Below are 14,436 nucleotides of genomic sequence, written 5' to 3'. Positions count from 1 at the left end.
GTCTAAATAATTCGAGTTGTAGGAAGGCGGCAAATAAGGTTATCCCGATGAGCGTACATAAGTACGTGATTCGGGTGGCCTTATGCAGCCAACGCATCTACGACTTGAAGTATGACGACCAAAGAAAAAGGCCAGCAACGCTGGCCTTTAATCAGGAATACAAGTCTAAATTAACGAAGCAGACTCAGAACACCTTGTGGAACTTGGTTAGCTTGCGCCAACACTGCAGTACCTGCTTGTTGCAGGATCTGACCACGGCTCATGTTAGAAACTTCTGTTGCGAAGTCAGCATCTTGAATACGGCTGCGTGCTGCGCTCAGGTTGTTAACAGAGTTGTTCAGGTTGTTGATGGTAGATTGCATACGGTTTTGAATCGCACCCAAATCTGAACGGAAGCTATCAACTTGAGCCAATGCTTTGTCTAAAGTATCTAATGGCTTCATTGCAGATTGCTCTGTTTCAGTCAGCTCGGTTGCTCCGCTAAATGCTACTGTAGCAGCAGTTGCTGGAACTATCGGAGGACCAGGTTGTTCAGCAGCACCAGCGGTAATAGCTTGTGTTGCTTTTAAAGTAACTTCTTTACCTGTGCTGTCTTTACCAGTGATATAAACTTCTGTTGCTGATGCTTTTCCATCAGCATCTAGTTTTTCGAAAACTTTAGCGCCTGTAATTGGTTGTCCACCAACTTGTAACGCATTAGCAGCAGTAGTCGCTGCCGCTTTATCAACAGGTAAACCTGTAGCTTGCTTGTATGCATCTGATGAGTAATCAATTTCTTTACCCATATCACCTTTGCTTGCTGCATCAAAACCAGTTAAGCCTAAAGTAGCACTGTCGATTTTTTTCAGGCCGATAGAGATAGTTTCATTATCGTTAGTACCGACTTGAATACTCATTTTAGTGTCTTGAGTTAATACTTTTACACCGTTAAATTGAGTTTGCTCAGAAATACGGTCGATTTCTTCCATGCGAGCTTTAACTTCTTTATTGATTGACTCTAAATCGCTCTTAGAGTTAGTCCCGTTTTGTGCTTGAGCAGTCAGTTCACGAACACGTTGTAAGTTATCGTTAATTTCGTTAACTGCGCCTTCAGCGGTTTGTGCGATAGAAATACCGTCGTTCGCGTTACGTGCAGCTTGAGTTAAACCTTTAACGTTTGCAGTGAAACGGTTAGCAATTGCTTGGCCCGCAGCATCATCTTTTGCGCTGTTGATACGTGAACCTGAAGATAAACGCTCAATTGCAGTACCCAGTACGCCTTGTGAACGGTTTAAGTTGTTCTGAGTAGTCAGAGACAGAATGTTAGTGTTAATAACTTGAGCCATGATTTATATCCTTGTTATTCATATTAATACGTTAAGCCTAGATGCTTAACTCTGTAAATTTCGTCAGCAAGTAGATTATCGGCTGCAACCAAAACCCCTTTAGGCCTTTTAATGAATATTTTTGTTAACAAGGTAAGAAATGGCGCTGCTATCAGCTTCTTGACGGATAACTTTTTTATTTAATACCCGAATTTTCATTCATTTCATCATCATTTATTCTTAATAAAGATAATTACCTCTATTTAGCCCCCTTACTCCCGTCATCATTATTTATAGAAATAGTCTAATATTTTCAGCCCATCCGCCGATAAAGAGCTAAACAGTATTTATTTTTAGGATTTATATTCAGGAGTAAGACATGGCAGGTATATCTACACTCGGTATCGGGGCTAACTTAGATTTAAACGTCCAAATGGACCAACTTGAAGCGATGGAACGCCGTCGTCTTGACCCGCTAAACACCCAAAAAGCCAGTTATGATGCACAAATCAGTGCCTTTGGCAAAATGCAATCTTCATTAGAAAAGCTCAAAAAAGCAGCGGAAGATTTAAAAAAGTACGGCGATATCAGCACCACTAAAGTGACGGGTGAATACAAAGCTTTTGACGTCAAAACGGATGGAAAAGCCGTTGCTGGTGTACATGATATTTTAGTCACTCAGCTCGCTAAAGCACAGACCATTGCCACCAAAGGACAAAAAGATAACAAAGCGCTATTAGGTAGCGATGCCGCTGAACGTACAATCACCATTACTCAGCCTTCGCAAAAAAAAGATAGTGATAAAATCGTTATCAAACTTGATAATGAAAGTACCTCATTAATTGAAATTGCTGATGCTATTAATAAAACTGATAAAAATATCACAGCTTCAGTAGTTAAAGATAAAACCAATAATTACCATTTGGTTGTCACCTCAAAAAAAGAAGGTACCGAAAATCGCATTAGTATTAATGTTGATGGGGATGATGCCCTAGCAGCCATACTTAATGTCGAATCTGATATTGATGATAAAGGCAATGTGACTTTAAAAAATGCAGCTAGCTCTGGCATGGAGCAAAAAGTTGCCCCGCAAAATGCCCTGCTAGAAATTGACGGTTTTGAATTAGAATCACAAACCAATGAAGCTAAAGACTTATTTCCTGGTTTAACGCTCACCCTAAAAAAAGAAAGTGAAAACGGCAAACCAGATCATTTAATTGTGTCGGAAGACATTGAACCTGCTAAAGCAAAAATCAAAGTTTGGGTCGATGCTTATAATGAATTCCAAACACTCGCCTCTGAATTAACCAAATATACACCAACAGAAAGTGGCACTGCCCCCAATAAAACTAACGGCCCACTTATTGGTGATTCAACTTTACGAGGCATTCAGAGCCAATTACGCACACATGTACGAACAGCCCAAAATAGTGGAGAGCTCAATTTACTCAATAAAATGGGTATCAAGCAAAAACTTGATGGTACCTTAGAAATTGACAATAAAGTTTTAGATAAAGCGCTAAAAGAGAACCCTTCCAGTGTTAAAGTATTTTTTGCTGGTGACGGTGAAAAAACTGGCTTTGGTACTGAAAATTTTAATTTCTTAAAAGATACTTTAGACAGTAAAGAAGGCACCTTACATAACGCCACTGACGGCATACAAAAGAAAAAGAAAAGCCTCGATAAGCGTATTGAACAAACCAATAAGCAAATTGAAAACACTATGGACATCTATCGTCGTCAATTCCAAAATCTCGATAAAATGATGAGTTCACTTAGTAGCACCACAAACTCATTAAGCAGACTTTTAGGTTAATCACTATGTATCAACGTAAGGCCAATCAAGCTTATCAACAAGTCAACTTAGAAAGTGAAATTACCAATGCGACACCTTACCAACTGATTCAAATCTTATTTAAAGGGGCATTAAGTGCCCTTAAACGAGGTGAAATCTTTATGGCGCAAGGCAAAGTGGCAGAAAAAGGTAAAGAAATCTCAAAAGTTATCGACATCATTGACACAGGCTTAAAACAATCGCTAAATTATGAGGCTGGCGGTGAGCTTGCTGAAAATTTAGCAAGTTTGTATGACTATATGGTCATGCAGCTATTACGCGCCAACCTCGAAAACGACGTGGCTTTAGTCCAAGAAGTTTACCAATTACTCTCCGATATCGCGTCTGCATGGCAGCAAATCGGTGCAAATGTGGATGAAAGATAATCAGGTGGACAATAAAAATCCTATCGATTTACAAGAAATATATCGTAATGTCTTAGTATTAAGTGAAAATTTAGTGGCCTTGGCCAAATCTGCACAGTGGGAGACACTAGTTTCTCGTGAAACAGAGTATGTGCTTGCGGTTGAAAATCTCACCGTATTAACCCATGAATACGAACAGCAAGAACCCATTACTGATGAATTTATTCAGTTTTTGCAGCAAATTATTGAGAATGAACGTATCACTAAAGAGTACTTACAAAAACATTTAAATTTTCTCAGTAAAGAAATGAAGCAATTAGAACAAAAGCGGGTACTCAATAATAGCTACGGCCAGTTTAATGATTCAGAGACCCCTTATATTATTAAACCCATGGAATGAGCATTCAGGTGTCAGGCATTTCTAGCTGGCACTTAAACCCTCCGTTTAAAAATATTAGCAATCAATAGATTCGCTATATAACTTGATAACTAAAATCTAACCGCCACATACTTCAACCCGAATCCCACGCGCTACTTATCGTATTCATCGGGAGATTTTAAAATATCGTAGTCGTTTGGAATGAACAAATAAGCAGATAGCTTATTGCTTTAAACGTTTCTGTTTCTTTAATTTTTTCAACAGCATATTACGTTTTAATGTTGATAAGTGGTCGATAAACACTTTGCCGTGTAAGTGGTCAATTTCATGTTGCATCACAATAGATAAAAACTCATCGCTATCAACAATAAATTGTTTACCATTTCTATCGAAAGCTTTCACTTTGACACGTAAAAAACGATCAACATCCGCGTAGATTTCGGGGATAGATAAGCACCCCTCCTGATAGCTTGTTTCCCCTTCACTTTCAATAATTTCAGGGTTAATAAACACCATAGGTTGATTACGGTCATCAGAAATATCAATCACCATTATCGACAACGTTTCAGCAATTTGTGTCGCCGCCAACCCAATACCGCTATCAGTACTGTACATGGTATCTAATAAATCATCGATTAATGTTTGTACTGCCGCGAAATCTGTGACAGGCTTACACTTGATGCGTAATCTTTCATCAGGAATTTCAATAATCGTTCTTACTGCCATCGCTTAAATCCTATTAATTCAATTACTTTAATTCAAATATCTATAAAATATTATCGTCTTTTTATTTTTGTGATTACATGCAAAAAATGTCATATCTGTTTGATTGATGATATCTTTTATTATAACTCAATACCTTAGCGCATGATCAGCGTTTTAATCACTTAACAAAAATAGATTACATAACAAGTTTTACAGAAAAATAACATGTTATATAGAAAAAAACACCTGAATTAGAAAAAATAGTGATGAATTATTTTGATAGGTGTTTTATTCAACAGCTTGTTTTCTTGATTTATCTTTTAGCTCATGGCCTTTACGATTATAGTTTTACACCGCTACCACTATAAAAATTTAACTCATTGATATTTTTATGTAATTTAAAATAAGTCAAATACATAATAAACTTATAGTGTAAATTTTAATTCACTCAATTTAATTAAAATTAATTTCACTTTTAATATATTAATTTATAAATAAATACTAAAAATAGGCTAATCACTTTAATTTTCATTGTAAATGTTACCGTGTTAATTTTAATCAACCACGGATATACCGAACCAAAATCATTAAAAAACTGATTTTACCATTAAAATAAAATTCTTTATTATTACGTTTCACGTTAAAAAGCAAAATTAACTAAACTTAATTTATTAATTTTAATTATTATTTTTTCAATTATATGGAAATTACAGAATGAAAAAGAAATTATTATTAAATAGCATTACTATTACTTTGCTATCGAGTTTATCTTATACCACTATAGCAAATCCAATTATTAATAATGAAACAGTATTAGATGATGGATATGAATATACATATCATACATATAATATGCCCACGCCCTCCTCCTTAGATAACTTAAAAAACAAAACCAATAGTTCTATATATTCAAAACCAGCCCCCTCCTTACATGATTTCAAATTAAAAACCGAGAATCAAAAAAAACCATTATATTTTAATGGCTTAAATGAAAGCAATAAAGAGCAAAATATGGTATCACTAGAGATTACATCACCGTCTCAAGAACCCCACGATTTTGCTACTCATGCCCCCCTTATCTCACCTTTATCAACAACAACTTTAATTTCAACGATAAAAGATAAATTATTAAAACAAGAGCATTCAAATGCAGCCATCCCAACTATGGCTATCATCAGTACTGAAAATGCGTTAGGCAGTAGTGCATTAAACATGCTACTTCTGGAAGGATTTACTGAGGGGCTTATTACTGCATCTACTCCTGTCCTCCCACTGACTCCACCAGCTAAATTTGATACGCTTACTAATAATATCAATTTGAAAAATTCAAATGGACTAAAAAATACTATTTATCAATTGCATACAAAATCAATAAGAACAAATAAATCGGTAATAGAAACAGTAAACAGAGTCAATCATTTAGTTGATGAAATCAAAAATACAAATAAAAATAATCACGAATTAAATAATAAAATAGAAGCTAACTTTAAAAATATAGATAAAGAAATAAGTAATAATAAAATCATTGTTACAAAAATAAAGGCCAATGCCATAAAAACACAAAAAACCAATGATAAAAAGTTTACTGCGTTCGAAAGCAAATATGATAATGCTGTTAATCAACTAGACAACAAAATTGACCAAAGATCTAAAGAGGCTAATTCAGGCATTGCCTCGGTTGCCGCCATGAGCAACATTCCATATGCAACCAATACACGTTTTAGTGCTGGCGTTGGTGCAGGAAACTACAAAAATGGTACCGCGATCGCTGCTGGTGCACAATATCAACTCAAAGAAAACGTAAACTTACGTAGTTCCATATCATGGAATAACTCAGATAGTGCTGTTATGGGGGCGGGTATCGCTTTTGGCTGGTAATTCAGCTGTTAACACCCACAACAGCTAAAGTTATTTTTTAATTACCACTCACTAATAGTGCATAGTGAATAGCTCAATAGTGAATAGTCCCGACATCTTATCGGTGCTATTCACTAGTCATATCTGTTAATTAAATCTACTACAGAAACTGTCTTACAATTTACTCTTGAGTATATGTCACTATCGCAATTGGCGTTGGATTAATGGTAATCCAAAAGTTAGACATACCTGTGGTTGTTTTTGATGATTCGCCAACTTTATTACATGTCGATTCAAGCTGACACTTATCGCTAATTATTTTACTCGTTTCTTTATTAAAACCCTTCGACGTTAAGTAACTAAGCTCACTATTCAATTTACCCGTAAAATTATCAAAATTAGGTTTAGGCAATGAATAATCCTCGACACCGACAAGAGTTGTAACCACTTGGGTAAGGTTATTACCCTCAAATATAAGCTGATTTTGATAGCTCCAATCATTGAATGGCTTTTGATTATCGAACGTGCAAATTGTTTTACCTCCATTGACCTTACAATCACCGCCTTTGATAAAATTGACACTATCGATCGTTTGTCCCCAATTAAGACCAAACGGTGCGTTAGATGCATTATCACACCCAGCCAAAACCAATGCAGTAAAACCAGCAATAATCCATTTCATTCAGTTACTCCCACTATGCATTATTCAATTGTTATTCATCAATACTTCCATCGATAGACTCACTAAAATAGCTAAGTTCAAATAATGGAAAGTGGAGATCTACAGTAAGCTTAAATCATCTTAATTTAAAGCTGATAAATTTGTCTTATACAAATTGCAACGCTTCTCCTGTCCCTATACAATGCTTGGCTTTGTTAGATAGCGTGGCTGTAATAACATAATAAAAATCATAATATTTGTATGTTTGGCAATTATATTGGCACTTTTCCCCGATGAACTCCCCTGCAAGGGCAATATAACCGCATAAAATCGGCTCAATAATGCCTAAATTTGATGGATGAACCACGTTACAGCACTAACGGATTCGTTCTACTCACTTGTAACTATAACTTTAAGTGTAAATTGTGAAGATACTTTTTTCTCTTTCTTTGACCACAGCACTGCTTTCAGGCGTCTGGGCATGGGTTGCTGACGCATTAGGGCTCATCGGGTGGGCCGGATTTTTGGGCTGTACAGCCTATTTTGCCTATCCTAAAGACGGCATCAAAGGACTTGCTGTAACCGCTATCACTGTCGCTAGTGGTGTTGCTTGGGGTTTAATTATTATTCATGCCAGTTTATGGCTAAAAGATTCTCCGAATGTTATCGGATATCTCATCACAGGCGTTATCGCTTTTATAATGTGTATCCAAGCCCATAAATCATGGTTTGCTTATATCCCTGGAACATTTATTGGAGCATGTGCGATATTTGCCGCTCAAGGCGAATGGGCGATAACAATACAATCTTTAATCGTCGGTGTTTTGTTTGGCTATTCCATGAAACAAAGTGGACTTTGGTTATCTCGAAAATTGAAATAATCAATTATCTCAAATTTGTGCGAATACGTAGGAAATCTAAAGAGATAAATTTGGGTAATAAATCAAATAAAAAAAACCGCCATAATGGCGGTTCGAACATAATCAAAATGAAACCAAGGGAAATTCAAGACCAAACTGATAATACATTAAATTCACATACTAACAATATATAACACAATGATTTAACTAATGAATAACAACTATATGAGCCAAGTATGAATACCTAATAATACGGAATAAATAGCAAAAGTATTATTAAAGAAACGATAATACCACTATCATGGTATTCGTTTAATGATTAAAATAGTTGATATGACTGAGTGAATATTCATTAACTAAAATAAGAAACTACACAAGAACGGAGTAATTAGGATTTATCTGTATGATTTTATAAAGCGCCAAAGTAAGAATCAGATTTAAATCTTGCATAAAGTAAAATATAAATAACAAATATTAAATAAGGAAGGAAAAACTAAAAGCATTTTAGTAATAACAAATAGAGATAATAGCGTAAAAATTTACCATAGCGTTAAGTAATAGCGGCGGATATACCGCCACCGTATGCTAATGTTACCCTTTCTTTATTTGCATGCGCCACTGAGCATCTGCGAATTGTTCAAACTCAACAACTTCATGTCCCTCTTCAGCTGCCCAACGAGGTATATTTTCTGTTGCTTGCGCACAATCGTATTCAATGACAAGTAGATCTCCCGTTGCCATCAATTCTATTGCTTTTTTAGCTTCAATTAATGGAAATGGACATAAATGGCCGCATGTATCTAATTTAACTGTATTCATATTGTTTCTCACTTTTTCGTATATTGTGGACGAATGATCGTAAAGTAACTAACAATCCAACTTCCCAGAATGATACAGGGAATAAATGCCCAACCTTGCCATGAAAACCAAGCTGTATTCACTAAAGTATTTCCTAACATACAGCCACCAGCTAACCCACTCCCTACCCCCATAAACAAGCCGCCAATTAGACTTTTGAAAATGACCGGAAAACCTGGATGACGAAATTTAAATTCTCGACTTCCCTTTGCCGCAATAAATGAACCAACAAAAATACCAATCAGTAAAAAACCAGCCCAATTAAAAAATTTCAAATTACCTTCAGTCACTAACGAGAAAAGTTGAGCGCTCGGACCACTAATTCCCAAACCGCCAATTCGCCCATCAGAAAGACTTGAAGGCCATGCTAATAATGCAATAACGCCAATTATTATTGCTGAAATAAAGGGATGCCATCTAGCTTCAAAGAGCAAATGTGCAATTCCTGTTCTTTTAGCTTTCATTCTCGGTATTTTTATCGATGACGTTTTCTTGAGATACCTAAATACCAATAACCCTGTAATTGCGACTAATATAAAAATAGCGATATAAGGGGGGATATTAAATGTCTGAGTGATAGTGCTGTTATCTAATTTTGGGGAGGTGATCGGTTGAAATAGATTTTTTAATATCGACTGCCTAATCAACCAACTTGCAATAACAAAACCCACTACTGCTAAAATACTGCCAATTAACCCCTCTGCTGCTCGATAATAAGCACCTGTTGAGCAAGACCCTGCACATCCCATTCCAATACCAAAAAGAAGTCCGCCAACAATCGTAGCCAACCACGCAAATGCATCTGTCGGAATTTTGGCCAACTCAAAATGGGCGAAAATAAATAAGCCGACACTCTGAATAGAGATAACAATTAAAATTGCAATCAGCATTCGAGTATCACGAAAAAGATAGAGATCGCGTAAGCCGCCAGCCATACAAAAGCGTCCACGTTGCATTACAAAGCCGAGAAGAATTCCTAAGAAAAGCCCGGAGAGATGAGATAAACTTATCATAAGCATCATTCCTATTGAAAACGGATATTCTACTTAGGATAAAATTTAATTTTTTAGATATAAGTCATGCAATATTTAAATAATTTTTATTTTGCCAAATGATAACTTGCATTCAACTTATCAACTATTTCTTCAAAACTTACCCTTCCATCTAAGCAAATAGTGAACCAGTGATTTTTATTCATATGATATCCGGGGAGATATTTATCATTATCAATTATTTTTTCTTTATCTTCTGGACGCATTTTTAAATCTATAATCTCAATAATGCCTTCACCAGATACGCCTATTTTACTTCTTTCAACGGTTAATAATGCAGCAAACCATTTTTGATTATCCAACCGTCTCACAATCGCATTATTGGGAAATTTAGCCCATAAATATTCAAACTCAATGGAATATTCAACGTTAACGTACTCAATAATTTTATTGGCTAGTTCCGACTTAAAAACATTGTTATCAAAACATTTCTCGATGATATCCGATAATATTTGATTATACTCTTGGCGAACAAGGCCAACAAATTCGCCTGTCGATGTTGGGTTTAAATGCAAAGTATATTCTTCTCCTGCATCCAAATCCGTTAACATTGTATGAACTACACCAGAAAGCGAAATAGTTATTTTTAAATGAAAACCACTGCTTTTTAATGTGCATTCATACTCATAACATTGGTCACCTAAGATAAAGCCATAATCAATCAAACGACCGAAATTAGGCTTTTTATTTTTAAAATCAACACGTTCAATTGTATTCATTGCACACCATAGCGTTAAACGGATTAATATAAAAAATTTATTACATCTTAACACCTTAAGCTTTATCATCACCCTATTGTTGGATTATTGCAATCTCAACTTAGCATACTCTAAATTAACTATGATTTTTTTAATTAGAATTAGGCCATTGTAGACTTGCCAATGCAATGAATAGTTCGTGAGTAAAAGCCATATCTAAATTCTAGATAAATAAAAATAAGAAGTTATTTTAAAGTAACTGAAATACATAAAAAAATCATTATAGTTCTTAATAAATGTGAATGTTATTTATTACGATACTCTCTAAATTAAACTTTATAGTCTTTTTCCTATTGTAGTTAAAATCTGAAAACATATTTATCTTATTACATCATAGTAATTAACATTATAATACTCACCCCCTTTAGATTCAAACTGGTTATTTACTTAGGTTTAATTGCGTTATAATATTAAGTTTAATTAAATACAACTATTACCTCTATTCAGAAATTATTACATAGAGGTACTTTAATTTTTTATTTACAGTGAATCTATTATGAATAAAAGCAAAATAAGTATGGCAGTTGCCATTGGTATTTCATTTTTTGTTGTTCAAAGCTATGCAGCTGAAAAGAAAATTGAAATTGAAAAAAAAATAGACTTGGATGGTCGTAAAGGATTAAATTCTGAAGCTTTTCATCTTTCCAATGATGGACAAATCATTGCAGGAAAAATGACTACTGCTATGGGTGATGACAACGTTTTCCATTGGATCACTAATTCAGGAATGACTAATATCGGTACAATTCAACCCAATAATCAAGGTCAAGTTTCTATCAATGGTCTTTCCCGTGATGGTTCAACTATTATTGGTATAGCACAAACTAAATATGGTAACGACACCGCTGTTCGTTGGACTAAATCAAGTGGTTTGGTTCCCCTAATAGGTGCTGGTATCTCTTATGCTCAAGCAGTATCACGCGACGGAAATGTAATTACTGGCCAAATATCAATGGGACCTAATGCAACTGCATTTGTTTGGGAAAACGGCAAAGATACTGTTAGCTTTAAAACAATTGGAACACTTCGAGCTGACCACTCTGGTAATTCCGACCCTAATAGCATCTCAGCAGATGGCTCAACAATTGTAGGGGACTCCAGTACTGATAATGGCTCTACAAATGCATTTATGTGGACTAAAGAAACTGGAATAGTTAGCTTAGGCACGCTAGAAAAAAATAATATAGGATCATCATCAGCCAATGGTGTTTCTACAGATGGGCGCGTCATTGTCGGCTTTTCAACTACTGAAGATACATCGCACCAAGCCTTTAGGTGGACAAAAGCTGATGGTATGCAAAGCCTAGGCTCAATACGCACAGATAAAACTTATTCTACAGCAGATTTTGTTTCTAATGATGGTTCTATTGTAGTGGGAGCCGCTACAGTCGGAACTGGCCCCGCCAGTGCCCCCCATCCTGAACAAGCTTTTCGCTGGACTGAAAAAACGGGCATGGTAAGTATAGGCAGCTTAGCGAACAATGATACAACATTTTCAGAAGCCCATGATGTCAACGATGATATCTCTGTTATTGTTGGTGAGTCCGAAAATGCGAAAGGTGATACCAATGCATTTCGTTGGACTGAAAGCTCTGGCATGATGAACTTAGGCACATTAAAAGTTGATAATAGTGGTTCTTCAACAGCCTATGCTGTTTCAAATGATGGTCTTATTGTTGCAGGAGCCGCATCGACGGACGATAATGATATTCACGCTACCCTTTGGAAAATAAAAAGTTCAACTAAACCTGTTGACCCTACTAAACCTGTTGACCCTACTAAGCCTGTTGACCCTACTAAGCCTGAAATTGTAGTTGTTGATGCGACCAATTCAAGTCGTGCAATGGCTCGTACCGCAGAGCGTGGCTTTAAAGTACTCGATTTTTATCAAAGCAAATTAAATAATCTTAGCTATAGCCGTTGCCAACTAGGTGATAGTAATTACTGTGTCGGTATATTTAGTGAATATAATAATGTAAGCAATAACCATCAAGTTGCTACAGGTCTATATAGCACATTACGCCTACCCGTAGAAAATTGGACAGTTGGGGCAGCCGTCAATTTCGCAAACAGTACAACATTAAGTGATAACTACGACACTCGTGGCTCAAATCAACCCGCAGTGGGCTTGTTTACGCGCTATCAACAAAATCGAAATAATAATGGCTTTTATGCCGATATATCCGCTTCTTATTTAAACCAAGATGTAAGCATCTCTCGTGATACACTAAAAAACACTGAAAATGGTAAAGGTGACGCAACAGTTAAAGGCTATCAAGCTCGTCTTAGCATTGGGTACGGAATACCTGTGACTAACCAAACCCAAATTCAACCTGAAATAGCATTAACTCACAAAAAAATCAGCCGTAGTGGCTATACTGAGCATCAAAATGCAGAGTTCGCTGCTAAATATGGTCGTATGGGCAATGAACGCACTGATTTGCAGTTGGGTATGAATTTTAAACATGAATTCAATGAGATGCTTAATTTAGATGGCAGTATTGGTAGTGATTTCAAATTAAATAGCGAACGTGATGCCTTTAATGGGTACATATCGCATATTGGAGCCTACTCTTATGACAAAGGTGACGAACGTAATGTTTCACCTTATGCATCCCTCGGTATTAATATGAATGTTACTAAAAATTCAACCATTCGCGCATCAACAAAGTGGCAACAAACCGCGTATGAACACGATGGTGTGCAAGGTGTTTTAAGTTACTCTTACTACTGGTAAGTTGTTAATCAAATGATTTAGGGGTCTGATGTTAAAATTTACATCTAAAATAGACCCCTTAATCTTATAAACCCTGTCAAATAACTCACTGTTATACTTGATAAAAATATGCCACAAACTATTGATATTCATAATGAAAAATCATAAATATCAATAGAACATTAATTTTATTTTCTTTTTAAGAAAAGATTTTATAAGTGAACGTATTTTCAATATCGCACCTTCTAAGTAAAAGCGATTCGTTAACGTGTAAGGTTAATAAAATATATATAACCCTTCCAGTTTAAGCGATTAAATTCAATAACCATAGGCTATTTATGACTTATCCTAATTGGGTCATTGTTTATAGCAAAGTTAATTTGAATATAAAAAGTTAATCCAAGACATCAAGACGAATAGTAAAAGATAGCTAATACAATACTACTTTTAGCTCATAGGCAATCGGCTGAAGGTTATAATCACGACCTTCGGTCTGCACTCAAAGTAAATAACTTTTTATTTTAAGCTCAAATAATTAATTATACTTTGTGAAAATTTTGGGTGAAATGTATTCTAAATCCAAAATTACAAAAGATCTTTGCTCCTAGACGACAAAAAATAACGATGACCTAATGACTATTTTGAATAAAAATGCCCTACCGCTACTCCAAGCAAAAAACGGTAAGGCAATTAATTCATAATATCCAATTAAATATAGTATCACACTGGCATTGACATAATTTCTTGATAAGCTGACACCAGCTTATTTCTTACCTGAATCCCCATTTGTAGGCTCAAGCTCGCTTTTTGCATATCAACCATCACATCATTTAGGGAAATATCTTGTTTACCTAGCGTAAAGTCTTCGACTTTCTGTGCTGATTGATTACGTACCTGATTGATTTGATTAACGGATGCAACTAAGTGATCGGCAAAACCAACAGGCTCAATGATAGGCTTAGTTTGATTTGTCGCTTGTGTCGCCACAACATTTAGCTGTGATAAAACGCCTTCAATTGCTTGGATTGTCATCTTTTTCTCAACTTGTTATAGAGTAAATTCTTTCAAAAAATTATTTAGCTTGCCT

The 14,436-nt window shown here is 35.5% G+C and carries 13 protein-coding genes; 6 read left to right on the top strand and 7 right to left on the bottom strand.

What is annotated here, in order from left to right; translation table 11 throughout:
* Positions 1-170: 170 nt before the first annotated feature.
* Positions 171-1,325, bottom strand: a complete 1,155-nt coding sequence (locus ACTH6U_RS18070) for a FliC/FljB family flagellin (protein WP_441832832.1) — start codon at positions 1,323-1,325, stop codon at positions 171-173.
* A 358-nt stretch (positions 1,326-1,683) separates the two neighbouring features.
* Here ACTH6U_RS18070 and fliD point away from each other — a divergent pair, with 358 nt between their 5' ends.
* From fliD to fliT, 3 genes are read left to right on the top strand one after another with little or no spacing between them, the layout of a single operon-like run.
* Positions 1,684-3,120, top strand: coding sequence for a flagellar filament capping protein FliD (gene fliD, locus ACTH6U_RS18065; RefSeq protein ID WP_441832831.1), 1,437 nt, complete (start codon positions 1,684-1,686; stop codon positions 3,118-3,120).
* 5 nt (positions 3,121-3,125) lie between these two features.
* Positions 3,126-3,524: a flagellar export chaperone FliS gene (gene fliS / locus ACTH6U_RS18060; protein ID WP_294107726.1), complete on the top strand. Its 399-nt coding sequence runs from the start codon at positions 3,126-3,128 to the stop codon at positions 3,522-3,524.
* Positions 3,514-3,903 (top strand): flagellar protein FliT, encoded by a 390-nt coding sequence (gene fliT, locus ACTH6U_RS18055; RefSeq protein ID WP_336430845.1) that lies wholly within the window; start codon positions 3,514-3,516, stop codon positions 3,901-3,903. The genes fliS and fliT overlap by 11 nt, the downstream gene beginning before the upstream one ends.
* 201 nt (positions 3,904-4,104) lie before the next feature.
* On the opposite strand, the gene def is transcribed toward fliT, so the two are convergent.
* The gene (def, locus tag ACTH6U_RS18050) at positions 4,105-4,608 is read right to left on the bottom strand and encodes a peptide deformylase (RefSeq protein WP_441832830.1); all 504 of its coding nucleotides are present in this window, start codon (positions 4,606-4,608) and stop codon (positions 4,105-4,107) included.
* A 693-nt stretch (positions 4,609-5,301) separates the two neighbouring features.
* On the opposite strand from def, the gene ACTH6U_RS18045 reads away from it, so the two are divergent.
* Complete coding sequence (locus ACTH6U_RS18045; protein WP_441832829.1) at positions 5,302-6,465, top strand: YadA C-terminal domain-containing protein; 1,164 nt, start codon at positions 5,302-5,304, stop codon at positions 6,463-6,465.
* 160 nt (positions 6,466-6,625) lie between these two features.
* On the opposite strand, the gene ACTH6U_RS18040 is transcribed toward ACTH6U_RS18045, so the two are convergent.
* Entirely contained in the window at positions 6,626-7,126 is a 501-nt protein-coding gene (locus tag ACTH6U_RS18040) for a hypothetical protein (protein ID WP_441832828.1), read from the bottom strand.
* 404 nt (positions 7,127-7,530) lie between these two features.
* Here ACTH6U_RS18040 and ACTH6U_RS18035 point away from each other — a divergent pair, with 404 nt between their 5' ends.
* Positions 7,531-7,986, top strand: coding sequence for a DUF1097 domain-containing protein (locus tag ACTH6U_RS18035; RefSeq protein WP_294107736.1), 456 nt, complete (start codon positions 7,531-7,533; stop codon positions 7,984-7,986).
* Between the two features lie 570 nt (positions 7,987-8,556).
* Here the strand turns inward: ACTH6U_RS18035 and ACTH6U_RS18030 are convergent.
* From ACTH6U_RS18030 to ACTH6U_RS18020, 3 genes are all read right to left on the bottom strand, one after another.
* Positions 8,557-8,784 (bottom strand): sulfurtransferase TusA family protein, encoded by a 228-nt coding sequence (locus ACTH6U_RS18030; RefSeq protein ID WP_294107738.1) that lies wholly within the window; start codon positions 8,782-8,784, stop codon positions 8,557-8,559.
* Positions 8,785-8,792: 8 nt separating this feature from the next.
* Positions 8,793-9,836: a YeeE/YedE family protein gene (locus tag ACTH6U_RS18025; protein ID WP_336431475.1), complete on the bottom strand. Its 1,044-nt coding sequence runs from the start codon at positions 9,834-9,836 to the stop codon at positions 8,793-8,795.
* An 86-nt stretch (positions 9,837-9,922) separates the two neighbouring features.
* Complete coding sequence (locus ACTH6U_RS18020; protein ID WP_294107742.1) at positions 9,923-10,594, bottom strand: MmcQ/YjbR family DNA-binding protein; 672 nt, start codon at positions 10,592-10,594, stop codon at positions 9,923-9,925.
* Between the two features lie 535 nt (positions 10,595-11,129).
* Here ACTH6U_RS18020 and ACTH6U_RS18015 point away from each other — a divergent pair.
* The gene (locus ACTH6U_RS18015) at positions 11,130-13,370 is read left to right on the top strand and encodes an autotransporter domain-containing protein (protein WP_441832827.1); all 2,241 of its coding nucleotides are present in this window, start codon (positions 11,130-11,132) and stop codon (positions 13,368-13,370) included.
* A 699-nt stretch (positions 13,371-14,069) separates the two neighbouring features.
* Here ACTH6U_RS18015 and fliE read toward each other — a convergent pair.
* Positions 14,070-14,381 carry a flagellar hook-basal body complex protein FliE gene (fliE, locus tag ACTH6U_RS18010; protein WP_336430847.1) on the bottom strand — a complete coding sequence of 104 codons (312 nt, stop codon included), beginning with the start codon at positions 14,379-14,381 and terminating at the stop codon, positions 14,070-14,072.
* Between the last annotated feature and the right edge of the window lie 55 nt (positions 14,382-14,436).

Origin of the sequence: Providencia sp., assembly GCF_052096715.1 — a bacterium.
GTDB lineage: Bacteria > Pseudomonadota > Gammaproteobacteria > Enterobacterales > Enterobacteriaceae > Providencia.
Note: the sequence above shows the minus strand (reverse complement) of the source record. Positions and strands in the feature narration are given on the sequence as shown.